Source organism: Desertivirga brevis (assembly GCF_017355835.1).
Window position 1 is genome coordinate 731,945 of record NZ_JAFEWF010000001.1, and the last position, 24,796, is coordinate 756,740.

A 24,796-nucleotide genomic window follows, 5' to 3' on the forward strand; every position below is an offset into this window, starting at 1 on the left:
CAGGTCTTTTACCCTTGCAAAGGCGAAGCTGAGTGGTGTTTAAGAGGAATACTAAACCAAAAAGTGCTTCCCTTACCAGGCTCACTAACAACACCATAGGTGCCACCGTGCTTCTTAATTATTTCCGCTGAAATATATAATCCCAATCCCAGGCCTGAAAACTCCTGGGATTTATCATCCACTCTGAAAAAGCGGTCGAATACATGGTCAATTTTTGATGGAGGTATTCCGATCCCAAAATCCCTTACCTTTACCTTTACCTCCTCATCCTCCCTGTTAGCTGTAATAATTATCTCCTTCCCGGATGGAGAATACTTTATCGCATTACTAAGAAAATTCGTGAGTACCTGTTCTATCCGGTGCTTATCACCTTCAATTGGTTCGTTCACATTATTATGTACTATTATTTCATGTCCCCCAGTTTGAAATGCAATACAATCATCAATTACTTCACTTAATAAAAAAGGATCAATATTGAGGTTTATTTTACCGGCCTGAATTTTTGCATTATCCATCAGATCACTGATCAACCGGATCACCTTGTTCACTTGCTGGTTAGCTTTCATAGCAAATACCAGGAGCACATTTTCATCTTTATGTTGCTCGATCAATCTGCACAGGATCTGTAAGGAAGCTTTTAGAGTAGTAATGGGAGTTTTCAGTTCATGACTCGCCACACTCATAAATTCATCTTTCTTTTCCAGCAGCATTTTCATGAACTCATTTTCTCTCAACTTTTCCTCGGCACTGCTCTTCTCGGTGATATCCATATCAATTCCCAGCATCTGAACTTTATTACCATCGGAATCTGTAATGGGAGTAGCTTTTATCTGAATTAGTTTTCGCTCTCCCTGAATCAGAAAAGTAATTTGCTCGTCAAACTCTTTCAGCTCGTCCTTTATCTTGTTTATTACCTGTTCCTCAAGCTTTGCACGATCCTCTGGTACAATAAAATCAAGGTAGGTTTCTGGTGAGATTTCAACACCGGGCTGTAGATGAAATAAATTATACATCCCTTCAGACCAGCTCATTTTTTGTTTTTTAGTATCATAACTCCAGCTTCCCATCGAGGAAATCTGTTCGGTTTGCTTAAGGAGGGTAAAGCTCCTATCCTTCTCCTCTTCATCCCGCTTTTTATCTGTTATTTCGAGGGTGGTAGCAACCAGATTATCATTCTGCTTCACAAACATGGTCAAAAACCAATTATTGAAGCCTTCCACGTCATACTTATATTCCATTTGACTGGGTACCCCGGTACTCATCACCTCGCACATCTTGTCAAAGATACCAGCTTGCTTTATCCCTGGGAATTCCTGCAGATATAATTTCCCTACCAAGTCTTTCCGTCCAGTATTTTTCTCTATCAGGCGGTTAACGATCAGGATTTTGAAATCAATGATATCATTGCTTTCATTCCTAACAGCTTTGAACACCGACATACCAATAAGTGAAGTATCAAATACAGATTGAAGGAGCTCACGATTACCCTGAATTCTTTTTTCTGCCTTTTTCTGCTCTGTAATATCCAGAACAATCGCTATAAATCGAACAGGCTTACCACTATCATCACAAACCACCTTTCCATTTGATAGTAGCGTCCTCCACTCTCCATCTTTCTTCCGGATCCTGCGGGTATACGTGTAGGGCTTTTTGTCTATAATTGCCTGGTTAAGTATTTTATCAACAGCTTCGGCATCGGTGGTTGTTGATCGAGAATTGATCCAATCTAAAGACGGCTCAAAAGATTGAGGTTCTTCTCCAAAAAGCTTGTACAGACCATCAGAAAAGTAGAGTTTCAAGCTCGGCAATTCTGCCTTATAAACTCCCATTTTCGCAACATCTTCTACTTCGCCGAATAACGAATGCAGATCAATAGGTAGCTCCTGTTTACTTGAAATGTGATTGTTGTGGTAATTATTCTGGTTATCCATTTACCGATAATTGTTCGTGGCTTAAATCTTAAAAAAATATTTTGCAGGAAGAGTCGTATGGTGGCAAAGTACAGAGGTGCATTACCACACATTGATCATTCTTAACAGCCTAAACCACAAGCAGTTTTCAGTATTTGAGAAATAAAAGCTAAAACAGCAAAAACAGGTAAACAGCCCCCGATGAGACGATTTTTCAAAAAAAGATAGGGTCAAATCCGACTATCTGCTGGGCATATTGCAACAAAAACAAAATAGCAAATGAAGAATATTCCCACAGTTATTCCTCTTCCCCCTACACATTCTGTTAATTTTATCTTAAAGGAATACTTATTGAAATTTAAAATCAATCAATTACCTTTGAGAAGCAATCAATATAATTGCTCCGTAAATATTCTTGGAAAATGTATAAAACCCTAAAAACACCCTTATTCACAGCGCTCCTATTTGCTACATCTCTAACCCTGGCTCAGGAAAAACCCTTAGTTGTTGAAACTCGAGTTAACTCCAATAACAGTGTTGATTTCAATTACACGAAAACCGATCCTGCATCTTATACAGTTATAGTAAATTTCGGATCTCTGCGTAATACCACTGCTTCTGAACGACAAGTAACGCAAGCCTCCAGTAATTCCGGAAAACTTTTTTCCCTTAACCCCTCTACACCAAATCTCGGTATTGGATATTCCTATAAATATTATTCGCTCAGGGGAAAAGTATTACGAAAATACAATTCAGACGTGCAGTATCTATTACCATATAAAGCAGGTACAAAAGTAAGGGCAATTGAAGCCGGCTATGTACCCGCTATGTATTTCGGCAGTGAAATGCCTTCCGATTGGAAGTGCTATAATTTTTATACGTCAGAAGAGGACACAGTTTTGGCTACCAGAAAAGGTGTTGTTGTGCAGGTTAAGGATCTATATGAGACAAGCAAGCCGGGCGATGAAGCTTTCAAAAGTGCGATGAATGAAATATTGATTGAGCATACGGATGGCACTTTTTGCAAGTACCGAGGACTGAAGAAAGGAGCTTTTGTTACAGTGGGACAAACAGTTCTTCCTGGCACTCCTCTAGGGATGAATAGCCTTTTTCATTCAACCTCCAGACAATATAATATTATGGTCCATTTGTATTACTTAAGTTCCGATGACATTGAATCGATGAGGGATCAAACTTTAAAAACCAGCAAATCTTTGTACTCTTCGATCACCCCTCACTTTTATACAAAAGAAGGCGAAAATATAATTCTAGAAAACCGTGCATCATACACAGCAGCCTCCAGTTCAGACATTATCAAAAAGGAGTTATCAAAAAAAGAGCTTAAGAATATGGCTAAAAATTAAAGTTTCATAGCTTAAAAGCTTTCATTCAGTAATAGCTATGATTCTGAGAGGAGACTTTTGACCAACTGTAAATCAAAATACCCATCGTATTCTAACTTCAAGAAGGACTTTATCTGCCAGCTTTGAGTTTTCTTCGCCTGTTTATTTGTCACTGTTTCCCAGGGAGGATAGACCCTTATCCCCCGTTTACCCTCTCTTTCAGGTGTTGATATAATTCCTTCATTCGATAAAGTAGCTTTAGAAAAAATAAATTGCCCCAGTAGATCCTCTTTTCTGCACGTGATAGCGATAAAATCAAAGTTGTCGGTAACGTTAAAGGGCTCCGTCTTTCCATCGCTATTCCTTTTCCAGATGGTAACAAATTGTCCCAATTTAGTAGGTGTGATCTTAGATACCCGGTGAATAATTTTCCTTTCATTAAGAGAGAATGAACAAGCCTGGTATTCTAAACTTTCAGCACTCGAAGCTATATTAGTTATTAGAAAGCCGCATTTATCATACACCATCTCCTTAACCAATTTCAGTTCGCCTGTTACTTCATTTTGTGTTGACATCGCTTTTTAAATATAATATTGCTTAATCTGGAGAAACTACTACCATTGCCATAACCTATACGATTAAATATTTCGAAAATACTTCTAACAACAACTTCGTTTCCAGGCCAACACTCGTATACCCTTCGAATAGTGAATCAAATCAGGTTCCTTTGATCCAATTTCCAATTGCTGAATTTTGTACTTAACCTTCAGGCATTTCATTATAACTTCCGATAGTTCCCATTCCTCATGGTGAATTTCATACCGAAATAACCTCCCTCCTTTCTCGAGGTACAAGCAGTAACGCTCAGTAAGCCAAAATTCTAAAGCGGTTTTCGCATTAAGCCTTTTCCCTATTTGAAATTCAGTCTCCAGTTCAAATCCTTTCCGGATATTAAGGGATTTAATTGATGTTGCATCTGCGATAAAAGAAGCGGAAATAGTTGATTTTTCATAAGGCAGGCCAGAAAGCTTTTGTGAAATAAAAGCCGACAAAGCTTTTTGCGCTTCGATATTCAAGAAATAGACCCCGCTCTTGTCACCCTTTTTAACATAGGTCCGTACATTGATCTCATAAAAGTCGGATAGAAACGAAAGTGCTGGAAATCCTCGAGGCCTAATTTTCTCCATTTCAAAAACCACTACCGACACCCAGGCTTTATTTTCAAAAACATCAAGTTCTAAACCTTGCGGAATTAAAGAAATTAAGATATCGGCAGGGACTGCATAATGCAAGAACAGAGCTTTGTTCCATTCCTGGTAATAGGTCCACTCCCCTTGAGGCAGCGGCCATGGACGATGTGCGGTAGATTTAAGAATATTAGTAAGGCTCATTTAAATACCACTAAACTTGACTCGAATTACTAGAAACATAGATATCCACCTCAGCATCAGACCAATCCTTGCTTCTTTCATCGTAAATCTCAAAGTCATAGCCAAATGCTCGTTGAACCTTAGATTTCCATATATCCCTCCAAGCATCAGCTATGCAGCCCGGCATTACCCCCTTCGCATTGATAATCATATAATTTTGTTCGGGAATGACCAAATCATCCAAACCTTCTGGTGTACTTGTTTCCCTATCTACTTTGCAGCCAATGAAATAAGAAAAGGGTTTATGCTCATCTCCTTCATAATCAAAATAAACCGCATACACCTTGTGTTCTAACTTGTCAGGTATACGGTCTATCACGCTATGGCTTTCGAATTCCTGCCATAAGTTACCACAATCAATACCTGACTGACCATTTTCATTAGTTGTCTTTTCTAAAAGTTTCAAGCCTATTAACTTAAAACCAGCCATTTGAACTATAATCATAATTTGGTTACTCTAGAATTAAAACCATCGTTTCTAAAAAAACATAATTACCAGAAAGCTTGCAACTATTGCTGCTGTCAATTATGATTGCAACTTGTTTTACAGAATACCGCACTTTGCTTACCACTAATATGAAAAAAGAATCCCTTAATGACTATTGTTCACGAGTGAATAAGGCAATTGATTTCATAAGGCTAAATCTGGACACGAATATTTCTCTTGATGAATTAGCCGAACGCGTAAATCTTTCGAAATTTCACTTCCTCAGGGTCTTTCATGCAGTTACAGGAGTTTCTCCTGGCGAATACCACAAGCAGCTGCGTATGCAGAGGACTCAGTTCCAATTGATTTCACACTCAGAGATCTCAGTCACCCAAATTGCGTATCAGCTTGGTTTTTCAAGTGTATCTGCCCTTTGCAAGAGCTTTAAAAAAACCAAGAAGACTAGCCCTTTAGAATGGCGGGCACATTACTTGCGTAAACATAGCAATTCTGGACACTTTGAAAAAAACAAAGACGAATACTTTCGCTCCATATTCAACTTAAAATATAATAATATGGAAAAACAACATCAATTTAAATGTCAGGTTAAGGAACTAAGGGATCAAAAGGTTATATACATTCGCAACTTTTCTATTCACGTTCACGATTCGGAGGGTTTTAAGCAGATGTTTGAAAGGTTATTTGAGTGGGCCGGCTCCCGAGGCCTCCTGAATTTTCCAGCGACTAAAGCGCTTACAGTTTACAGAAGTATGCCGGATGAAAATGGCATGCTTCAAGCGGATGTATGTTTAACGGTCCCTGAGGGTGTACTAGGTGAAGGCGAAATTGGAACGACAATAATTCCAGGTGGTACATACGCCGTTATTTATAAGGAAGGAACATTGGATGAATGCTTTTCTGCCTGGGACTATCTATATAACTCCTGGCTCCCTGCTAGCGGGTTCAGTGCAGATAGCAGAGGTGTATTTCTAAACCATTTAAATGACTCAGGAACACATCCGGAAGGATTGCATATTTTCGAAATGTGTGTCTCTGTTCAGAAAATATGAGGATTAATTGCTCTTAGCTTGGGATCACAATCAATTTTATCTACCAAATCAATAGGAAACGTAAAATTTATACCAGAGGGTAAAAAACGTTCTATTATAAATAGAATTTAGAGCCTAAACTTGCACATAAATCAGGACTCTAACATAATGAAATCAAATTTCTACTTTCTTATTCTATTTCTATTTGCATCGATCACCGCATCTGCACAAACTCCAGCTCCGGCTGCAACTACCCCTCCAACAGTTACCTATCCTCGGATCGCTGGTTATGTTGGAATCATTCATCCCCTTGTAACTGTCGATAAAAGCGGAACACATACCAATTTTGATGGTTTTTATACAGTAGGTATGCCAACAGGAATTAACATTTGGAAAACTCCCAAAGTTGGATTTTCATTTGAAGTAGTACCATTCGTAAGAGCAGAAAACGGAATGAGCAAAATGAGCAATTTTCTGTTCCATCCCGGAGTTTTAGCTGCATTGGGTAAGGGCTTTACCTTTGTGGGAAGAGCAGCTTTTGAAACTGGTGGAAGATATGGCTTCACCCCCATCATCAACAAGGTGGTAAAGAAAAATAAACACAGCAACTATTTTGTTGCCATTCCGGTACCTGTCCGACTTGGCAACGACAAGCCAGCATCGGCAACCTTAGCCTTTCAATTCGGACTAGGGTTCTAACTAAATCCCAGTGCATACGGGCAAAGTCGGGCTTCCGAAACTTCACCTGTAAAATAGTTTTTTTGGCGAAGGTACATTAGACATTAAAAACGTAGCGAAGTAAACATAATGTGACCTTCGTAATAAGGTAAGCTCAATTAAACATCTGTTATCATGCAAATTATAGAAACAGAACCCGTTCAAACAACTGCTCCCACCCCGGTCTCGTACTCCCTTAAGGATATTATACTTTACTTCCTTAAACTTGGAACATGGGGTTTTGGTGGTCCGGTAGCACTGGTTGGCTACATGCACCGTGATTTGGTGGAAAATAAAAAATGGCTCACAGAAGAGGAATATAAAGAAGGCTTAGCTCTCGCACAATTAGCACCAGGCCCTTTGGCTGCGCAATTGGGTATTTATATTGGCTTTGTTCACTATCGCTTGCTAGGGGCTACACTTGTAGGTTTAGCATTTGTATTGCCCTCGTTTGTTATGGTTGTCCTGCTCGGAATGGCTTACAAACTATATAGCGGCCTTCCCTGGATGCAGGCAGTTTTTTACGGAGTGGGTGCAGCCGTGATAGGGATTATTGGAATGAGTGCTTATAAACTCACTGTTAAGTCCATTAGCAAGCTGAATGCCACTGCAATCAAAACCAACTGGTTGCTCTGGGTCTTCTACGCTATCGGAATAGTAGTTACCGTTATTACCCAAAGAGAAGAAGTGTTGCTTTTTATCGCTTGCGGATTGATCTATATGATGGTAAAATCACCACCTGCATGGTTGAGAAAGAAACAGACCGTGCCATCCATTATTTTAGCAGGGATCGGTTTCTGGGAATACACCAGCGATTCTTTATGGAAGATCGGAGCCTTCTTTGCCAAAGCCGGAGCCTTTGTTTTTGGTAGTGGTTTAGCTATTGTTCCCTTCCTTCATGCAGGAGTTGTACAAGAGTACGGCTGGTTAACAGAAGCAGAGTTCGTAGATTCTGTAGCGGTTGCGATGATTACACCGGGACCTGTAGTAATAACCGTTGGCTTTATCGGTTACCTGGTCTCCGGCTTTCCCGGAGCATCTGTAGCGGCGCTGGCAACGTTCCTGCCTTGTTTCTTGTTCACTGTTGTACTTGCTCCCTCTTTCAAAAAAATAGCAAAAAATAACAGCATCAAAGCCTTTGTTGATGGAATCACTGCCGTAGTTATCGGGGCACTAGTCGGGTCGGTGATCATCATTGCTACCCGTTCTATCATCGATGTTCCGACCGCTATAATTGCGACCTTAACGGTAATAGGTCTAATCTACATAAAGAAACTACAAGAACCCCACATCATCCTGATAGCAGCTATTGTTGGTCTGGTTATCAAAAGCTTATAAACAATCAACTATAAAATCACTTAGGGCAGGGCGAAATTTCCATATTTGGAGAAACATCCCTGCCTTTATGCGTTATAAGTAAGGCTAGCAAAAAAATAATCATAAATGAATAAATCTTCTCTAAGCGCTCTTTCCAGAAGAACCTGGTTAAAAGCAAGTGCTTTATTATTTGGCGCCTCGGTTGTTGACATCAGTTCTGCAAATGCATCTTTCCTGCAGAAAGACAAGAAAACTCCTGCACTTACAGCTGAAGAAATTGCTGCAATAGAAATAGCCATGGGTAAAAAAGGTGCTTATAAAGAGGCTGAAGCAGTTCATACAACACCTTTGCCCCGGAATGATTTGAAAGTTACTGTTAAGGGTGAACCTGTTCCAATTCCATTTGGATTTGGTGGATGGGTTTCCATAAAAAGGACAATGGATGGAAAGACGGCTGTATTAATGAGCGATGCTGTGTTATTGGAAGAAGAGGTTAATCCACTTATCTCTGCCGTTCATTCAAACGGGTTAGAGATCAGTGCTATTCACAATCATTTCTTTTATGAATCTCCACGCATTTTCTATATGCACATCCATGGGATGGGTAGCCCTGAAGAATTAGCAAAAAAGTACTCCGCAGCCATTAGCGCAAGTAAACTTTCACCTAAGAACCAAACGCCAGCCGCCGCTGTTTCAACAAAAACAGGAAAGGAAATTTTTGACATTTCACAACTTAACGCTATAGTTAAGTATGAGGCAGTAATTAACGGTCCCACTATTAAATATACAATAGGCCGGGATGATCTCAAAATTACTGCGATGGGAGCAGAAATGACTCCGTCTATAGGTCTTAACTCCTGGGCTTCATTTACCGGAACCCGTGAAAATGCCTTTATTGCCGGTGATATTGCAATGCTGGAGGGCGAAGTAAACCCAGTGGTGCGGTCACTACGTTCAAACAATATAGAGGTGGTGGCCCTACATAATCACATGCTGGGAGATAATCCCAGAATGATATTCCTGCATTATCTTGGAAAAGGGAATGCAGCTCAACTGGCCACAGCTTTCCGTGCAGCTTTAAATCAGTTAGGTAGCAATGCAGGCCACCGGACGCATTAGCTTCATAGGCAATTAAGTCCCTGCTCCGGTTCCCTCTTAGGCACCTCTCTATTCTATTTACACGTTCCGGGCGAAAATCGGGTAGAAAGCGAAGTAAGTAAAGGATTACATTATTTTCAATATACCACTATGTCAGATAAGAGATGCAGAAAAGAGTATACAATGACGCAATCCAAACCCTATCTTTGTATCATTAATTTTATTTGTATTCTTGATGGGTAAGCGAATACTCGCATTAGATGATGATCCTGATATTTTAGATATCTACTCGATGATATTGACAGAGGAAGGCTATGAAGTGAAAACTTTATTTTCTCCTGATAATCTCGCCGGGACTATAGTTGATTTTGCTCCTGCTTTGATCCTTTTAGATATCAGAATGGGGAATTATAATGGCCTGGAGCTGTGTAAAGCTATGAAAGAGAGCTCTATTGCACGTAATATTCCGATTGTTATGGTTTCTGGATTAGCAAGCCTAAAAGATGCAATTCCAGAATATGGAGCTGATGCAATTATTCATAAGCCCTTTGATATTGTTACCCTAATTGAAGTGATAGACGAATTTCTTTCGGCTAAGGTTATACCTATGTGGAAGGTTGATGAGGAATAAATTGCTACAATTAGGGATCTACCGCATATAGGATTAAAAATTAAAAAAATAACCCCACTGTTTGCAGGGCTTTCCAAACTACAACTGCGGCTGAATATATCCCAGTTCGCAAAGCGCATCATGAATACGCTTCACAACACTGCTCTGAGCCTTATGTTGAGCCTCTGTTAATTGCTCCTTAGTCACATTCCATTTGTGGGTCCAGTAGCGAACTTCATAATCTTCATGCAAACTGATCCTATCCCTGTCGGGGTTCCCTGTCCAATTTTTATTATCCATATTCGTGCTTTTAGTGGCAACAGGAAAAAGGATCAGGGGTTTGCTGTGCATGGGAAATTTCATGTTTGATTTGTCAAACCTTTAAACTTCCCCGGTTCATTGTTTATTTTTTCGCTGGTTGATACTAAAACACTGTCGCCCCCGACTTCAAGGTTTTAATCATAATTATATTGAGCATAATGGTCTCACTTATTTGACCAAATAACTGCAAGCCTTTTCCCTCAATAATAGGATGAATACAAATTTGAAATTGACTACAAGGGAACATAATCCTTTACCAGTAATTTGAGTTCATCCACGCTCACGTTTTGCGGATGATGGAATTGTCGTATTAATAGTTCCACCGGCAGATGAATTACACCACTTTCAGTGAAAACTGTTGCAACTCCTTCTGAAATGAAATGATTTCTGTAATTCCCTATTCCTTCTGCATACTTTGAAACGCGTATAAGCAGTTCCACAATAACATATAGGGGTATATCCTTATCTTCCATACATTCTGTCTAAGCATTTGCTATGCCAATTGCTGAAGTAGTATGGAGATTCCACTTTAGAATGGTATTAAAAATCTGCAAGTACCACGGGTGCAAATTCAATACCGATGAAAATAATAATAATCCCTCCTGGTAAGAATTGTCGGGACTCGGACAGGAAGAATGATATTCACCGCACTGTTTAATACATTGTTATTAAGTATTTTTGTTCTCATGCTCTGGGCTACTAGCTATAATTGCAAAGAGAATGTCGGGATATTTTTGGAACATAAAATACGAATAGCTGAGTTTTTTTTTACCCCCCTATCTATAGGCGGAGCCCCGCAATTAAGTAAATCGGATTTGAAAAAAGCGCACGAATAAAGGTTCAGCTTAATAGAAAAAACATATGACGGAATCAGAGTTTAAAAAGAAAATAAGAAAAGGCAGCCGATGGGACGACGGCCTTAACTATATATTTTGTGTTTTTATAGTTGCTTTCGGCTTGGTGTTCTCCTATAATATATATAAAAACGGTATAACAGCACCAACTGGATACAGAGTACTATTTATTCCACTAATGTGTCTCGTACCCGGCCTCTATGGCTTCTGGAGAATACCTAAAGACTATGAAGTCTTCACCATCAAATCGGAAAAATCAATTGATAATAAACGGGCTATCGTTGACAGCTATCTTTCTACCTTGAAAGTCGAGACAATTACCGAAGACCAGGGGTTTATTACATGCCGTTACAGAAATGCATTTTTCAATAAAGTAGACCTGAGTATTTTGATCGATGAGGAGAAGGTTTTACTGAGTGCGCGGGGTGTTGACCAGTATGGGGGAAAAGGCTTCATTGATTTAGGACTTACTTACAGAGCTAGTAAGAAGTTAAGGAAATATATGCAGGCTTCTTTATAAGAACTTAATATTCAAGTTTGGTGGTAGCGTTTGCACCGTTTTCTTTTACTTCATTGCGCAAATAAATGAAATTTTAAAAGCACAGCGCTAAGCAATAAATGGAATCAAAAATCGCTCGACAAATAGAACCCACACCACAAAATCGGAACATTTTTGATAGTGCCTCCATAAAACAGTTCATACTTTAATAAATCATGCCGACAAACCTCACGACACTTCTATTTCTGCTCATTCCCATTTTGCAAGGCTGCGGGCAATCACTTACTGAAAATAACTTCATCGAAATAACTCCCCCCAAAAGCTTGGACACCCGAATGGTACAAGTTGAATGGTAAAAGTGACTCTGCCATCAAAGTCGCGATAACCAAAGCTGGACTTCACCTGGAAATGTTAAAAGAAACCACAAGCAATGCAGAGTATAACTTACCGAATGGCCTTCAGAGTTACCTCAATTAATCAGTAATTCAGGTTAACTCATTTATTATTCCCCTTTTTACATAAACAGAATCTTTATATTGCTTCATAATACCGTTCTTTCTGACATTCCAGTTAATATGCGCGGTCCTGTCGGCGAATGTTTCTGCCGTTACACTTCCACAAACATCTACTCCCGTCCAAGTCAAAGCTGAAGAAGGAATAACCGAACCGCAATTTTCATTTTGTACAATTCCCTTAGGCCAGCCTCTGACATTATTTGTGTACCAGCCAAAGTAAAAGAAATCATCCCCGGAAACTGGATTTGAATTCTTGAACTTAATCTTTAACAAAGCTATAGGCCACAAGCTGAACCCTACGCTGTTAATACCCTTCTTCCTGAACTCTGAATAATTTTTATCAATCTTCAATTCAACATACCCCTCTTTCTTTATCCCTGGATTCAAATAAAATTCTAATCGATCCGCATCTTTAAAGACCTTTAGTTTAAGACTGTAATTGCCATTATTGTCAGTGCTGGTTTCCCCCACACGCTTTCTTCTCCCATTTGTTATAATGCCCATGCCTGATGAAGATTTTATAGCATCAGTCCTAATTTCTACCCCCGGTAGGGGCTCATTTGTCAATTCGTCTTTGATTGTACCTTCTATTATTATGGTTTCAGATGGCGGTTCAACAGAGGTCCAGTCACAGGAAGAGTGGAACGAAAAGAAGGAAAACATCAGGATAGAAAGAAAAGATCTTCGTGAACATACGGTGCTAAATTTCATGTGGACTATCGGTTTATGTTGGTTATAGGAGTTCTCGTAAAAGAATGAAACAGAACTAAACTTAAGAAAAATTTTGGAAATTGGAGGATCAGATTATTTGGCTTAATACTTTCAAGTAATACAAGCGCAAGGCTTAAAAAAAGTCAATGAAAAAAGACGGGGACGATCCATTTTATTCTCATAGTTTTTTTAGTAAAGGGTCTCGGCGAACTGGCAAATATTTGTTAAGTGCTTGGGGTTTCCACAAATAGAGCAAACCAGTTTCCCCAATATAATCCTATCCCTGATCGCAGAAATGCCTAAAAAAGTCGTCGCTAAAGTTGTATAGGGTTTCTAAAAAAGTTAATTTCATGATGGAAATCCCTACTATGCAAATTAGTTTAAAAGCGGTATTATTCCTATGCCTGATTTTGCTAACAACCGGGCATGGTGCCAAAGCTTGTCTCTACGAGGCGATTAATATTAATAATGTATACCAAGGGCAAGTGCAAAACTTTTATTATTGGCTTGCTACGGTGGTTATTACCGTTCCAAACTTACTATTGACGTTAAAATTACCCTTGCCTAAACTGTGGTTTTTATCAGGCTTGGTGCCAGCTTGTTTTCATCCTTTTATCACCGTAAATGCCGTGGACTTTATAGCCTGGAATTACTCTCATCAGGTACTTAATTATCTAATTGCTGCCCTTGTGATGTTGCTTGCTAATATTATACGCTTTATCCTGAAAAGAGGGAAGTTTGAAAAAGGTTGTCAACTGACTTACAATTTTATTAGTTTCTAGTTGTCCTTATTGTATAAAATCGATTTACACAAACTGAATAGAAATCATTGCGCGCCATTGAAATATTTAGAATAAGGCAAAATTGTAATATATCAATTAGAATGCTATGAATATGACGATCTACTCCCGCATTAATTCCTTACGTTTTTGATTCTGCTCGTTTTAAATATTTCAAGGGTCAATTCCTGTTGTTGCTGCGATAAGTTAGTTACAGCCAGTGGCAGTAGCGCAGATTACCGCTAAGCTCAAAGCCTAATTTTTACAGTCATGAGCAACTAAAAAGGCAGTAGAACGATTACCAGTATTATAGCTAATAGGAAAAGAAGTGTTATTAAGGTTATTTTGCCAGCATCCTTCTTTACCCTTACTGAACCAGCTTTAAACTCCTCTGCCCTGCATACTTCGTCTCTTGTCAATATTAATCGCTCGAGAAGCTCATGGAAGAAATCTTCATGTCTGGAATAAGTTATCGCCAAGTTCAGTGCCGGAAGTAAAATGAAAACCAATATATCTGGCGTGCCTGCTGATGCCACCAGACCTATAAGAACACCTACTGTAATAGCGAAGTAAATGAGGCTGTTAATTTGTATGTGGTATTCCAAAACTATCCCGGATACTGTTTCATTCAAATAAAATATTCCTTTATCTACGCCTCTTGAAATATCCCAGTTCGATACAAATCTACGTGTGGTTCCTTCGTAGATTATTTCATTTTCGCTAATATGAACAATCTGAAGTTTTTTGCTTTCTAACAGCTCTTTTATACTTTCCAGGATATGCCTTTTACTTACAGCAGGATCTGTAATTGTTTTGTGATATTTGATTGTGACAGGTTTCACGCGCTGTGATTATTCTAAATTTTCCTAAATATATTCAAGAATCTCATTTATTGATTATCCCTTTCTTCATTTGAACTCAATTCTAAATGCAAAACGTTCAACTTAAATATACACGAACGTTTCCTTTTGCCAGTGCTTTAGAAACTCATTAAAATTATCACAGATCTTCTTCTCATCATAATCTCTGTAAATACCCTTTTTGCCTTTTATATAACCTATACTGGTACTTCCTATATTATAGTCAGCTACCGAAATAAAATCCTGTCCCCAGTTCTGCCATTTAATATTTAGAATTGAAGAGAGGGTCAACATTTTTGAATCCATAACTAGCTCGGCAAATCCATTACAAACGAGGTAAAACTGCTTGAAGTCCTCTGAAAAGATAAAGGCAAGGAACCGCTCACAATCCGCCATCTCATCGATGGTTGCGGGCCCATTTAATAATATTCCTTCCTTTTTCCAGTCTTCAATTATAGCATAGTTCATTTGCCGGATAAAATAAATGTAACGGTTCTTCTTTTAATAATGGGGCTTAGTCTTCTTTATTACAATTATATAAACAAACGACCTTAGTTCGGTGATCCTAATATTGCAATAAACTCATTACGATCGCCATCAGAAAAGATAAGAAAATCCTTGCTAGTGAATTTAAAACTTAAGCAACTCACCAGAATTTCCACCAAGGTTTCTTCTTTTCCCCACTGCTATTCAATAGATGCGTCTTATACTCCAGAAACTCCTCCCAACTATCTCCATTCTCTCCCTCCTCGTCCAGGTAGTCACCGGAAGAAATATCAATAGCAGACCAGTCGTTAGCTGTGCAAATCCTGGTGATCATTCTTTCCGGATCACTTCCGCCGTAGACATGAAACATGATGGATCTGCACCGAGTCTCTCCTTTTTGCGCTACGCCAATATGTCCGCTGAACTCCTCGGTATCAACGTTCAGATAGGTTTTGTCTCTGCAATCAACCTCAGATACGATCCTTTGAATTTTCTCAACTACAGAATCGACGGTTCCAAAATCTTCCAAGGATACGTGTTCCATTTCATCAAAGGGAACCGGCGTTTTAGAATTTATTACAAGAATATCCCAGCTCATCTTATAAACCTGGCTTTATATTTACTAATCTGTCAATTTGAACTCTTTCTACAGCATCAGTTGGAATTTCAATTTTTGTTGAATTAAAAACGTCCATGGCTCTTTCTGCCTGATCCGGATGTATGATTTTGCAGCCTTTAAAATTAAAGTCGCTAATAAAGCTTCCAAACCTTTGGTAAAATGTCGCTGCACTGATCAGTCCGCTTTCTTCTACCTTGCGAAACAGCCGCCTATACTTTTTAGTAATAAGAAAATACTCTGCAGGTGGAAATACAACTGGTAGATGTTCTGACCAAAAGCTAACGGTAACTATCTTGCCATCAGATTTCGTCTTCAAAATATACAACTTTGGAACGTAATAAGCCTCCCCCAACTGTTCCTGAAGTCGGACCCGATTATAATTGTAATCGTAAAAATCATTGGATTTTTCCAAAGGATAGTATTCTAGATCATATTCTTCGAAATAATCCAGCGAATTCCTTGCGTTGATTGCTGACCAATTTTCATATAACTCGTTTTCCCTGGGCTTAACTGGATGTTCATCATCTTCTGTGGATTGAGGATTCAAGACAAAAAGGTCAAGCTCTTTCACGAACCTTTCAACAAATTCGAACGAAAGTTTACCAAAGAAATCTGGCCTAAAATAGTTGAGGTTAAATGTGAAGTTCGTATTGCTAAAATCTTGAAAGCTATCAAAGAAAGCAACATCTTCCGTTTCTGTATTGGGTTCATTTAGATCAAAAGAAAAATATACTTCCGTGTCTTCATCTTCTACAAACCATTGCTTATAGCTTTCGCTTGTAGAAACGAGATTTTCGTTTAGATATTCAGAAATATCAGACTCAGTGAGGCTTGCGCCTCTTTTCTTATAAAAGTATAGGTCGTAACTCAAAGTATTATTGATGTAATTATTTGTAATATAATTCTTTACCCACTCGGCTAATGCTTCTATTGCATCTTCTATTCGTATTTAATTTATGGTGCAAAACTAACGCGGTCCTAAAACTCATCACAAATAAATTACTTGGTAGGATCGCTGGTGTCCTTTATCGGCAATGTTGATCAATTCGTTCTTTAGCATGTTTTGCTCCCAAGTCGTATGCTTTTTTCCAGTCCTCGCAAGCACCATTTTTGTCTTTAAGATTAAGCTTCGTATTGCCTCTATTAAAAATCGCCATTTGCTTGATTTCGAGGTTAACCTTATCCAGGGCCAGGACCTTATCATAATCTTCGATAGCTCCTTTGTAGTCTTGATTCTCGTCTTTCAAGCCCCCTCTGTTAATTAAAGCACTTGCAAAGTCAGGCGCTATCTCAATCGCCCGGTCATAATCCTTTAATGCTGATTTCCATGTATAAAGGTTTTCTTTTACAATGGCCCGGGAATAATAGGAATCTGGGTTAGAGGGATTGATTGCTAAAGCTAAGTTCCAATGGATCAAAGCTCCACTTATGTCTCCTTTATTATAGCACTCCACAGCTTTGTCGAAATAAATTTCCTCTTTCGACTTATCCAATTCTGGAAACTTCTGCTCTTTGGGGTCGAAAGGGCCACCATATGCATCAAGCCTCGAGTCGAATTCATACCCTCTTTTATACAAATCAAGAGCCCAATAAAGAAGGTTATCAGCTGTGATTGGAATCTCATTAGTTTCTCCGTCCAGCTCCCACAGGTGGCCATATTTTTTAACTTCTTTTACCTTGTAGGGATAATGCACTTTAATAAAGTCACCAAGCAAGATTAGATTTTTTTTTTTGTCGGATATGAAAGTGAAATCAAGTTGAGTTAAGCAATTGTCTTTCAGGCCACTTTTGACCATGTTGTTAAAAACGTCTTCTGCTGAAGCCATTTCCTTCCCAAAATTTGCGGTAAAGGCAGTCCACGTAAAAAACGTGTGTTCCATTTTCTTCTGTGCATTAGCTGTTAAAGAAAACACTAAAAGTAAGAGTATGATAATTTTCAGATTCATTGTCGTAAGGCGGCTGTGTTTTAACTTTGACCATCTTGGTTTAACGGATTATATTGCGCCTGGCTGTAAGGTACTTCGTGGTCCCAGGAACTAATGTAAAGAAAAAGCCGTATAGAACAAGCAACAGTAACCTAAAATAGACGGACTGTTATACCAAAAGTTTGTAAACTGTATCGTAGTCCTTCTGATCAATCTTAAAAACTTTTCCCAATAGCTCGCTTCCCTTTTTGTTGAGATAATCAAGCAACTGATCAAATTCAAGATATCTTGGATCCTTTACGAATTGGTTAGGAATGGCATCTGGTGAATGATCGACTTTCTTTTTTAAGTTTTGGCTTGGGTTACAGGGGTTCGTCATATCTTTTCCTCGTTGTAGGGTTTGTAATTGAAATGATCTTTGCTGATCGTGAAGTTTTGCGTTTCGCAGGCTTGGAGAAGTTATCTGCTCCGGCTATCCATTTTCTTGCTGCTGCTTCCCAGTCTACAATTTCCACCCGCCCCATCATCCAGCCGTTAGCCTGGTAGTGATTGTAGAATTTGACGGCTTCGGTTCCGTCTGAATAGTTCTCCTCAAAAAACTTTTTTATATTTTTTATTGTGAGAGTGTTTTTAAATGTTTTATTAAGTTTTATAAATGGGTGCAGTTCTGCTACCAGAGGAGTGTCAGATGTGCTACCAGTTGTAGTAGCAGATGTGCTACCAGTTGTAGTAGCAGATGTGCTACCTGTATTAGTAGCAAAAGTGACACTGGTTTCATGAAAAACTACACAGCTAATGGTACTTGCTATTGCCCTATTGGGGGATGGAATATAATTGATGTATCCCCATTCATGAAGCTGTTTGAGGCAGCGGTAATACGTATGGCTTGACCCAATTTTCGACAACCTCATCAATTCCCGCCTGGTGACGGGAAAAGATTTTCTGAAGAAATAAGCATTCCATTGTTGGAAAATAGCCAGGTACAAACTAAGATGATACGGCGTTAATTTTTCATCAGAATTGGCTTTCCTGTAGAAGCCGTTTAAGTGCAGAATGTAGTTCATAAATGACGAAGAGTTTTGATTCTGAGTCCCATTAGGAACAGGTTCCGGTTAATTGTTAGTTGTTTCTTTCCCTGATTGTGAGGTTTACGATTAAACTCAGGGAAAATTCGCGATAGGCGGTTGTTCTTTTGTTTTTTCATGTATTTGTACATTTGAAGGCACAAATACATGAAATTTTTAAATAATTATTTCCATGGCATTTACCCCTAAAACGATGCCACCTCCTGATTACCAGCACTTAAAATTTCACTTTCTATATATTTGATAGCTTCTAAGTGATAGGCCAGTTCAGCTTCCATCGTTTGAAGAGTAGGTTTCAGGTAATCATTTTTAAAAGTTTTAGGAGAGGGATATTTTGCACCTATTGTGCTGCTGTTGTTAGCGACCACTTTGTACAAGTCTTCGTGCTTTCCCTTTTCTATTAATTCTAAGTGTGCATATACCTTGTGCTTGAATGCTAATCTTTGCTGTGAAAGGTTCCAGACAAGCCGGTTAGGAACAAGGGTTACTCCTGACTTTCTAGCTGGATCATCCATTACCTTTTTTCCAGTATGTTCGAGGTAATCGATCTCTTCATTAACATATATTTTCAGGTGATCTGCAAGCCCCTTCCTTTCATTATCATAAGCAACCTTTGGTTTTACCGGCGCAAGGGCTAACTCTTTTTTCAACAGATAAAGCTCTTCAAGATTAGAGCCCTTCTCGCGAAGCCGTTCAACGTAGTAGTTGAAGAATTCTATTGAATTGTAATTAATGAAGATCAAGAACTGGATCAAGTCAGCCGTTGTAATCTCGTTGCTGCAATCCGCTAAAACTTTAAACTCATTAGCCAGAAAAGTGCAATAGTAGAAATTGTGCCAGGTTTGTTTCAGGGGATATTTTGCAAAATGGACAAAGGGCTCTATTACTATTTCGAAAAGTTCCTGATCGAGGTTCTTCAGCCGTTTGGTGATATACCTCTGACTTTCTTTGATCTCCTTCATTAGCGGTTTATAACAATAGGAAGGAATCGGTTTTTCTTTTGGAATGTACTTATCAAAATGACAATTCAGGAAGTTCCAAAGTTGGTGGAGCCCCTCATAAACCTTCTCAATACTTTCAGTTTTGGAAGCATTTTTAAGATCGAAACGGCGCTTGGTTTTGCCAGGCTCCTTACCGGTGATCTGATAAAGCTCAGATAACATTCGTATTAGTCCCAAATGATACTCCCTGGTAAATTTTTCTAATGCTTCCTCGGATAAGGCTCCATTCAATACATTTGCTAACTCATTTTGCTGACGACCGATCTCGGAAAGTAGTTCGGGGACAGCTGTATTAATTTCTGGTGTGGTAGGTAAACACTGGCAAAGGACAGTTACTTTAGCATCTAATTCTGAAAGAACATTTCGCATACAGTTGCGCTTAGGTTTAAATTGTTAAATAATTCTATCCCCAAACATAATTTTTACCGGCCTACAAAAAAATGACTTTCGTTAGTCTTAATCCTGCTCTTGAACGGGCGTATCGATAAAAAAGATCATGTCGTCACTGTGCAGATGTTTTCAGCCGAACCAAAGTAGGGTCTGCTTCGGGACAGGTTCGAGACAGGTTCGGAAAGGCCCCCCAATTTTCCGAACAAAGTACCCCCTTTTCCCGAACACTTCCCGAAGAAAGTACCAATCCTTCCGCAATTCTCCGCAAAAACCCGCATATCCCCGCAAAACGCCGCAAAGGCCTCCAGGAGTGCTAAAAACACCAAAAACCCTCCCTACTTTTGTCTCAGGCTTTCGAAGATTACCGGTAATTGAGGCCAATTAGCAGATTGTTTAACGTTTAATTTTTTAACATCATGGGAAAATTTAGCAATGGAATTTTTGGAAACTTTTACGGAAAGATCGGTAATGTAGTAGGAAGCAGCTGGCGCGGGATTGACTACCTGAAGAGCCTGCCAAAGATCAACAAGAACAGGGTGCCTACCCAGGCCCAGGTAGAACAACAGCATCGCTTTGCGCTGATGACCGACTTCCTGGCTCCTCTGCGCCCATTACTGGATGTAGGTTATAAGAATCAGGCCAAAAAGGCAACTGCCTACAACGTAGCTTTGTCTGAAAACATCAAGAATGCGATCACGGGAAACTATCCCCAGTTTTTGGTCGATTTCCCTGCCCTGAGCTTGAGCAGTGGTGTATTACTCTTGCCAACTAACCTGGCTGTAGCAGCTGCAGCAGAGTTGAAGGTAGATTTTAGCTGGACGGACAATTCAGGCAAAGGGAAATCCTTGAAAACGGATAATGTATTCACCCTGGCCTTCTGCCCTGAGTTAGATGAAGCAGAGTATACTCTTAGCGAGGCCACTCGTGAGAATGAATCCTTGAGCATGACCCTTCCTGCGGAATGGGATGGCAAGGAGGTAGAAACCTATTTATTCATGGCTTCAGCCAATGGTAAAGAAGTGACCCGTACGTACTACGGAGGCCGAATAACAGTAACTGCCTAAGGAATTGGGCTTCCTGGGAACAGGGAGCCCATCCTTAAATCACCAAATGATCAAAGCTAATGGCAATAAGGATCATTCGAATGGCTAAGGGGAAGAACAGTACCTTAAGTCACCTCTATTTAAACGACCTCTTTCTCTGTTACCTGCTGGAAGACAGCATCCGCGAAGAGAAGATACCAGGCAAAACCTGTATTCCCGAAGGCAAGTACAAGCTGGGTTTTAACAAGACCGCCGGAATGAATGCCAGATACAAACTCTCCTTCCCCGCAATACATCAGGGAATGTTGGAGATACAAGGAATACCCAACTTCTCCCTGGTTTTCCTTCACATAGGTAATTACACTGCTGATACAGCCGGCTGTCCCTTAACAGGACATTACTGGAATCTAGTTAAAGGTAATTACCAGGTGATGCAGTCGACATTCGCCTACCAGCAAGTGTATGAAGTATTGGCAAAAGAGGTTAAAGCAGGATTTAATGAGGTATTAGTAGAAAACAGAATATAGTAGTTTACCTAAAGTAACAGGTTAAGTAAAAATTTTATTTATTCATTCAATCCATCATTCTCTCATTCACTCATTCACTCATTCATTCAATCCATCATTCTCTCATTCATTCATTCACTCATTCATTCCTTCATTCACTCACTCACTCATTTAAAAAAAATGGAAAGTATAGTCAACAGCAATCTGATTTTAGGGGCCATACTGTCGCTGCTATTTTCAGTCATCGCCTTTTTTGTGCGGCAGCTGCATAGCGATTTCCGCAAGGTAGAACAAAACCTCAGCGAGATCATCACCAGCACCGAAGTGATCAAGGCCAACATGAACGCCGAAAGCGTAAGAATATTCGAGCGCATCAACTTCCACGAAAAGCGCCTGGAGCAACTGGAAGTATATTTATTGAAGCATTTTGAGGAACAGGCCATCCATCCACCACTTACACCCCAAAAAACATGAAAACATTTAAATCCCTTACAACCCGCATAAAGTCCCCAACACCACCCTTCTTTAAAAAGATTCGCAAAATAGGAATACTCCTGGGAGCCATCGGTACAGCACTGCTCTCCGCTCCTATCTCGCTACCTGCAGCCATTACTACGGCAGCAGGTTACCTGGTAACAGCAGGCTTGGTAGCTACGGCGGTTTCCAGTACTGCGGTAGAAAAAGAAGAGGTCACTGAGCCGCAAGGAGACAATCTCCAATAATGTCTCAAAAGCAAAAATGTCCGGGAGATTCACCCCGGACATTTTTGTCTTATCTAAATTTACAAAATCAAACCGCTATTCTACCATCCCCTTCATCGCCACCTCTCCTTTTCATTAGCGCTTCAACATCCGAGAGTTTAAAGAACAATTTTCCTTTAAAGGTATAAGAAGGCAACCCTCCCGTTTTAGTGAGGTCGTAAAGACTACGATCACTTATAGGCATCAGTTGCATCACCTCCTGCCTGTCCAACCAGCTCTCACGAAACTCCTGTTGCTTCTTCTTATTTAACATAACTGTCCGTACTTCGCTATCTAATTGCTCACCTTGCTCTTTCTGCTGTTTCAGCGTACCAAAGATCGCAACGAGGCCTTCAACAATATCTGCTGAATTCTCTTCCAGGGCGTCTAAGGCCTTGCAAACTCTGATAATTCGTTTCTTAGTCCTTATGCTTAACGCAGGACTCTGTCTAGACTTCTTTCTTTTCATGAAGATTTTGTGGGTTTAAATAGGTTTAATAAATAAAAGAAATTGAAATTAACCGACCGGGGGATCGCAAAAGAAGGGAAACATCACATACAATTGCAGGATATCACAGACTCATAACTCTTTATATTCTAATTAATTACAATGAATAATTTACATTAAATATAAGGAAAATATGTCAATTTAAGAGCGGCTGGAGAGATAAAAATACCAAAAATTGATGGCCATGTAAGAAAAATAGACTCCTTGGTGAGAATAAGAGATCCTTCAAGAAAAAAATTGGTAGTAAAGAAAAAACTACAATTGTAGTTGTATAATTACAAAATTAGTTGTACCTCTGTATTATGAAGAGACTTAGCGATAAGGAAGAAGGCGTTATGCAAGCTGTTTGGAAACTTGACAAGGCCTTTGCTAAAGATGTTCGGGAGGAAATGCCAGACCCCAAACCACATATAAACACTATCTCTACTATGTTAAAGCGCTTAGTGGATAAAGGCTTTCTCAAGTATGAGGATTTTGGTAGTACTTACAGGTATTATGCAACTATCACAAAGAAGGACTATACACAAACATATATCCGCCCCCTGCTTTCAGGGTTGTTTGGTGGCTCTATCAAAGAAGTAGTTACATTCTTCGCTGAAGAAGATGAGATCTCGGTAGATGAGCTGAAGGAGGTTATCCGAATGATAGAAGGAAAAGAAAAGTAAGCGTATGGAAGCGTTAGCAATCTATATCTTGAAGGTGCACCTCTGCATCACATTATTCTATACCATTTTTCATTTCACGGTTAGAAAGGAACAATTCCTGGGTCTCAACCGACTGATACTGCTGGCAGTATTGGTTCTGGGATTTTCTCTCCCGCTCTTACCGGAGATCTCTACAGAGAAGCTGCCGCTTTCGCATCACGTTCAAGGTCTGTTTGATAGCACGCTTAGTACGAAGGCGTTAGCTGAGCAGTTAAAGGGAAAAGAGATAGCAAAGCTGCCGGATGACACGAGTATTGACATGCTTTCCTTCTTCGTTAACACTCTGGTGATCCTTTACTTATTGCCATGCTGGTTATTGCTGAAAAGGTTTTTAGACCAGATATGGAGTGTTTTATACTTAATAAAAAATAGCGACTCAAAGGTTGAGTATGGGGTCAAGTATCATGATCCCTTAGATGATACCGCTGCATTCTCCTTCTTCAGCCATATAGTAATCAGTCGCGCCAAACATAATAAAGAACACTTTAAGCTGATTCTAGCGCACGAGAAGGCGCACGTTAATCAATGGCACAGTCTCGACGTAATTTTTATTGAACTTGCAGCCACAATCTTATGGTGTAATCCAATACTGAAAGTGCTCAAAGACACTGCACGGCTTAACCTGGAATTTCTGGCAGATAGAGAAGTACTCGAACGCGGGTTCGACAAAAAAAAATACCAATGGTGTATTTTGATGCCTTACATAAATCAGACCAGCTATCCACTTGCAAATCTTTTCAAATCTAAACCGGGCATGCGAATCGAAAAAATCAATGAAAAGCCGGGACCTAAATTGAAGCTCTTTAAGTACGTCATTTTCCTGCCAGCTATTCTCTTTATATACTTACAAGCGATGCCTTTTGAATTAGCAGCCTTCCAAAAGTTATACAAAAGGAACCTGATCCATAATCATGAGCTAGGCGAATATCTGGGCTATTATGAATTTGTCGAGGACAGAGGTAGTTTTATTGAGATACTAATGAAAGACGAACAGCTTGTAATGAAGACTCTGTGGAACAACGAGAAGATCTACTTCGAAAAGCAGGACGAAGGGAATTTTACAAATGAAAAGAAAGATATTCAAATAAGCTTCAAAAAAAATTTCGAGGGCAAGATTACCGAGTTCGTGGCTTTTGGAAAAGACCATTGGACCAAAGTGAATAAAATTAAGCCGGTAGAAAAGAGGTACACAGAAGGAATGGCTCTGAAGATGGGAGCTGATGGCGTGCTCCATGTTAGCGCTTACCCAGTAGATCCCTGGCAAAAAGTGAGACGGTATATCCCAAACCCATAACTTTTAATCTTTAATATAACATCTTCACAATATTAAGGGGCTGAAAACCAATCTC

General features: G+C 39.5%; 30 protein-coding genes. 14 read left to right on the forward strand and 16 right to left on the reverse strand.

The annotated features are described in order from the left end of the window. Nucleotides 1-8 precede the first annotated feature (8 nt). A complete protein-coding gene (locus J4N25_RS03200) occupies nt 9-1,931 on the reverse strand; it encodes a PAS domain-containing sensor histidine kinase (RefSeq protein ID WP_207420701.1) in 1,923 nt (640 codons plus the stop codon). Nucleotides 1,932-2,332: 401 nt separating this feature from the next. Here J4N25_RS03200 and J4N25_RS03205 point away from each other — a divergent pair, with 401 nt between their 5' ends. Beyond that, on the forward strand, nt 2,333-3,274 hold the full coding sequence (locus J4N25_RS03205) for a hypothetical protein (protein ID WP_207420702.1): 942 nt from the start codon (nt 2,333-2,335) through the stop codon (nt 3,272-3,274). Nucleotides 3,275-3,309: 35 nt separating this feature from the next. On the opposite strand, the gene J4N25_RS03210 is transcribed toward J4N25_RS03205, so the two are convergent. The 3 genes from J4N25_RS03210 to J4N25_RS03220 form a co-directional block, all read right to left on the reverse strand. After that, the gene (locus tag J4N25_RS03210) at nt 3,310-3,828 is read right to left on the reverse strand and encodes a MepB family protein (protein WP_207420703.1); all 519 of its coding nucleotides are present in this window, start codon (nt 3,826-3,828) and stop codon (nt 3,310-3,312) included. An 84-nt stretch (nt 3,829-3,912) separates the two neighbouring features. Further along, nucleotides 3,913-4,644, reverse strand: coding sequence for a YqjF family protein (locus J4N25_RS03215; RefSeq protein ID WP_207420704.1), 732 nt, complete (start codon nt 4,642-4,644; stop codon nt 3,913-3,915). Between the two features lie 10 nt (nt 4,645-4,654). Further along, the gene (locus tag J4N25_RS03220; protein ID WP_207420705.1) at nt 4,655-5,128 is read right to left on the reverse strand and encodes a GyrI-like domain-containing protein; all 474 of its coding nucleotides are present in this window, start codon (nt 5,126-5,128) and stop codon (nt 4,655-4,657) included. A 131-nt stretch (nt 5,129-5,259) separates the two neighbouring features. Here J4N25_RS03220 and J4N25_RS03225 point away from each other — a divergent pair, with 131 nt between their 5' ends. The 5 genes from J4N25_RS03225 (at nt 5,260) to J4N25_RS03245 (ending at nt 9,922) form a co-directional block, all read left to right on the forward strand. Then, a complete protein-coding gene (locus J4N25_RS03225) occupies nt 5,260-6,180 on the forward strand; it encodes an AraC family transcriptional regulator (RefSeq protein WP_207420706.1) in 921 nt (306 codons plus the stop codon). Between the two features lie 147 nt (nt 6,181-6,327). Then, complete coding sequence (locus tag J4N25_RS03230) at nt 6,328-6,858, forward strand: hypothetical protein (protein ID WP_207420707.1); 531 nt, start codon at nt 6,328-6,330, stop codon at nt 6,856-6,858. 153 nt (nt 6,859-7,011) lie between these two features. Beyond that, nucleotides 7,012-8,214, forward strand: coding sequence for a chromate transporter (locus tag J4N25_RS03235; protein ID WP_207420708.1), 1,203 nt, complete (start codon nt 7,012-7,014; stop codon nt 8,212-8,214). A gap of 105 nt (nt 8,215-8,319) precedes the next feature. Next, entirely contained in the window at nt 8,320-9,312 is a 993-nt protein-coding gene (locus J4N25_RS03240) for a DUF1259 domain-containing protein (RefSeq protein ID WP_207420709.1), read from the forward strand. Between the two features lie 214 nt (nt 9,313-9,526). Beyond that, complete coding sequence (locus J4N25_RS03245) at nt 9,527-9,922, forward strand: response regulator (RefSeq protein WP_207420710.1); 396 nt, start codon at nt 9,527-9,529, stop codon at nt 9,920-9,922. Nucleotides 9,923-10,000: 78 nt separating this feature from the next. On the opposite strand, the gene J4N25_RS03250 is transcribed toward J4N25_RS03245, so the two are convergent. Both J4N25_RS03250 and J4N25_RS03255 read right to left on the reverse strand, forming a co-directional pair. Beyond that, the gene (locus J4N25_RS03250; protein WP_207420711.1) at nt 10,001-10,201 is read right to left on the reverse strand and encodes a DUF3606 domain-containing protein; all 201 of its coding nucleotides are present in this window, start codon (nt 10,199-10,201) and stop codon (nt 10,001-10,003) included. A gap of 254 nt (nt 10,202-10,455) precedes the next feature. Further along, complete coding sequence (locus J4N25_RS03255) at nt 10,456-10,695, reverse strand: hypothetical protein (protein WP_207420712.1); 240 nt, start codon at nt 10,693-10,695, stop codon at nt 10,456-10,458. Nucleotides 10,696-11,083: 388 nt separating this feature from the next. On the opposite strand from J4N25_RS03255, the gene J4N25_RS03260 reads away from it, so the two are divergent. Further along, a complete protein-coding gene (locus J4N25_RS03260; RefSeq protein WP_207420713.1) occupies nt 11,084-11,596 on the forward strand; it encodes a hypothetical protein in 513 nt (170 codons plus the stop codon). Nucleotides 11,597-12,060: 464 nt separating this feature from the next. On the opposite strand, the gene J4N25_RS03265 is transcribed toward J4N25_RS03260, so the two are convergent. Continuing rightward, nucleotides 12,061-12,801, reverse strand: coding sequence for a peptidase associated/transthyretin-like domain-containing protein (locus J4N25_RS03265; protein ID WP_207420714.1), 741 nt, complete (start codon nt 12,799-12,801; stop codon nt 12,061-12,063). A gap of 350 nt (nt 12,802-13,151) precedes the next feature. On the opposite strand from J4N25_RS03265, the gene J4N25_RS03270 reads away from it, so the two are divergent. Then, nucleotides 13,152-13,583 (forward strand): hypothetical protein, encoded by a 432-nt coding sequence (locus J4N25_RS03270; RefSeq protein ID WP_207420715.1) that lies wholly within the window; start codon nt 13,152-13,154, stop codon nt 13,581-13,583. 275 nt (nt 13,584-13,858) lie between these two features. Here J4N25_RS03270 and J4N25_RS03275 read toward each other — a convergent pair whose 3' ends face one another. The 8 genes from J4N25_RS03275 to J4N25_RS03310 form a co-directional block, all read right to left on the reverse strand. After that, nucleotides 13,859-14,422, reverse strand: coding sequence for a hypothetical protein (locus tag J4N25_RS03275; RefSeq protein WP_207420716.1), 564 nt, complete (start codon nt 14,420-14,422; stop codon nt 13,859-13,861). Between the two features lie 102 nt (nt 14,423-14,524). Beyond that, entirely contained in the window at nt 14,525-14,908 is a 384-nt protein-coding gene (locus tag J4N25_RS03280; protein ID WP_207420717.1) for an SMI1/KNR4 family protein, read from the reverse strand. A gap of 178 nt (nt 14,909-15,086) precedes the next feature. Beyond that, nucleotides 15,087-15,524, reverse strand: coding sequence for a hypothetical protein (locus J4N25_RS03285; RefSeq protein WP_207420718.1), 438 nt, complete (start codon nt 15,522-15,524; stop codon nt 15,087-15,089). A gap of 1 nt (nt 15,525) precedes the next feature. After that, complete coding sequence (locus J4N25_RS03290) at nt 15,526-16,416, reverse strand: hypothetical protein (protein WP_207420719.1); 891 nt, start codon at nt 16,414-16,416, stop codon at nt 15,526-15,528. A 154-nt stretch (nt 16,417-16,570) separates the two neighbouring features. Further along, complete coding sequence (locus J4N25_RS03295; protein WP_207420720.1) at nt 16,571-17,491, reverse strand: tetratricopeptide repeat protein; 921 nt, start codon at nt 17,489-17,491, stop codon at nt 16,571-16,573. A 148-nt stretch (nt 17,492-17,639) separates the two neighbouring features. Next, nucleotides 17,640-17,849 carry a hypothetical protein gene (locus tag J4N25_RS03300; protein WP_207420721.1) on the reverse strand — a complete coding sequence of 70 codons (210 nt, stop codon included), beginning with the start codon at nt 17,847-17,849 and terminating at the stop codon, nt 17,640-17,642. Then, nucleotides 17,833-18,534 carry a hypothetical protein gene (locus J4N25_RS03305; RefSeq protein ID WP_207420722.1) on the reverse strand — a complete coding sequence of 234 codons (702 nt, stop codon included), beginning with the start codon at nt 18,532-18,534 and terminating at the stop codon, nt 17,833-17,835. Before J4N25_RS03305 ends, J4N25_RS03300 begins: the two co-directional genes overlap by 17 nt. Nucleotides 18,535-18,740: 206 nt before the next feature. Next, nucleotides 18,741-19,925: a hypothetical protein gene (locus tag J4N25_RS03310; protein WP_207420723.1), complete on the reverse strand. Its 1,185-nt coding sequence runs from the start codon at nt 19,923-19,925 to the stop codon at nt 18,741-18,743. Between the two features lie 437 nt (nt 19,926-20,362). Here J4N25_RS03310 and J4N25_RS03315 point away from each other — a divergent pair, with 437 nt between their 5' ends. The 4 genes from J4N25_RS03315 to J4N25_RS03330 all read left to right on the forward strand — a co-directional run bounded on the left by J4N25_RS03315 (nt 20,363) and on the right by J4N25_RS03330 (nt 22,217). Continuing rightward, nucleotides 20,363-21,010 (forward strand): DUF6266 family protein, encoded by a 648-nt coding sequence (locus J4N25_RS03315; protein ID WP_207420724.1) that lies wholly within the window; start codon nt 20,363-20,365, stop codon nt 21,008-21,010. Between the two features lie 59 nt (nt 21,011-21,069). Then, nucleotides 21,070-21,516 (forward strand): DUF5675 family protein, encoded by a 447-nt coding sequence (locus tag J4N25_RS03320; RefSeq protein ID WP_207420725.1) that lies wholly within the window; start codon nt 21,070-21,072, stop codon nt 21,514-21,516. A 159-nt stretch (nt 21,517-21,675) separates the two neighbouring features. Further along, nucleotides 21,676-21,969: a hypothetical protein gene (locus tag J4N25_RS03325; protein WP_207420726.1), complete on the forward strand. Its 294-nt coding sequence runs from the start codon at nt 21,676-21,678 to the stop codon at nt 21,967-21,969. Next, nucleotides 21,966-22,217, forward strand: a complete 252-nt coding sequence (locus J4N25_RS03330; protein ID WP_207420727.1) for a hypothetical protein — start codon at nt 21,966-21,968, stop codon at nt 22,215-22,217. The genes J4N25_RS03325 and J4N25_RS03330 overlap by 4 nt, the downstream gene beginning before the upstream one ends. Nucleotides 22,218-22,284: 67 nt before the next feature. On the opposite strand, the gene J4N25_RS03335 is transcribed toward J4N25_RS03330, so the two are convergent. Then, complete coding sequence (locus J4N25_RS03335; RefSeq protein ID WP_207420728.1) at nt 22,285-22,704, reverse strand: helix-turn-helix domain-containing protein; 420 nt, start codon at nt 22,702-22,704, stop codon at nt 22,285-22,287. 341 nt (nt 22,705-23,045) lie between these two features. On the opposite strand from J4N25_RS03335, the gene J4N25_RS03340 reads away from it, so the two are divergent. Continuing rightward, nucleotides 23,046-23,408 carry a BlaI/MecI/CopY family transcriptional regulator gene (locus tag J4N25_RS03340; protein WP_207420729.1) on the forward strand — a complete coding sequence of 121 codons (363 nt, stop codon included), beginning with the start codon at nt 23,046-23,048 and terminating at the stop codon, nt 23,406-23,408. 4 nt (nt 23,409-23,412) lie between these two features. Continuing rightward, the gene (locus J4N25_RS03345; protein WP_207420730.1) at nt 23,413-24,741 is read left to right on the forward strand and encodes a M56 family metallopeptidase; all 1,329 of its coding nucleotides are present in this window, start codon (nt 23,413-23,415) and stop codon (nt 24,739-24,741) included. Nucleotides 24,742-24,796 lie beyond the last annotated feature (55 nt).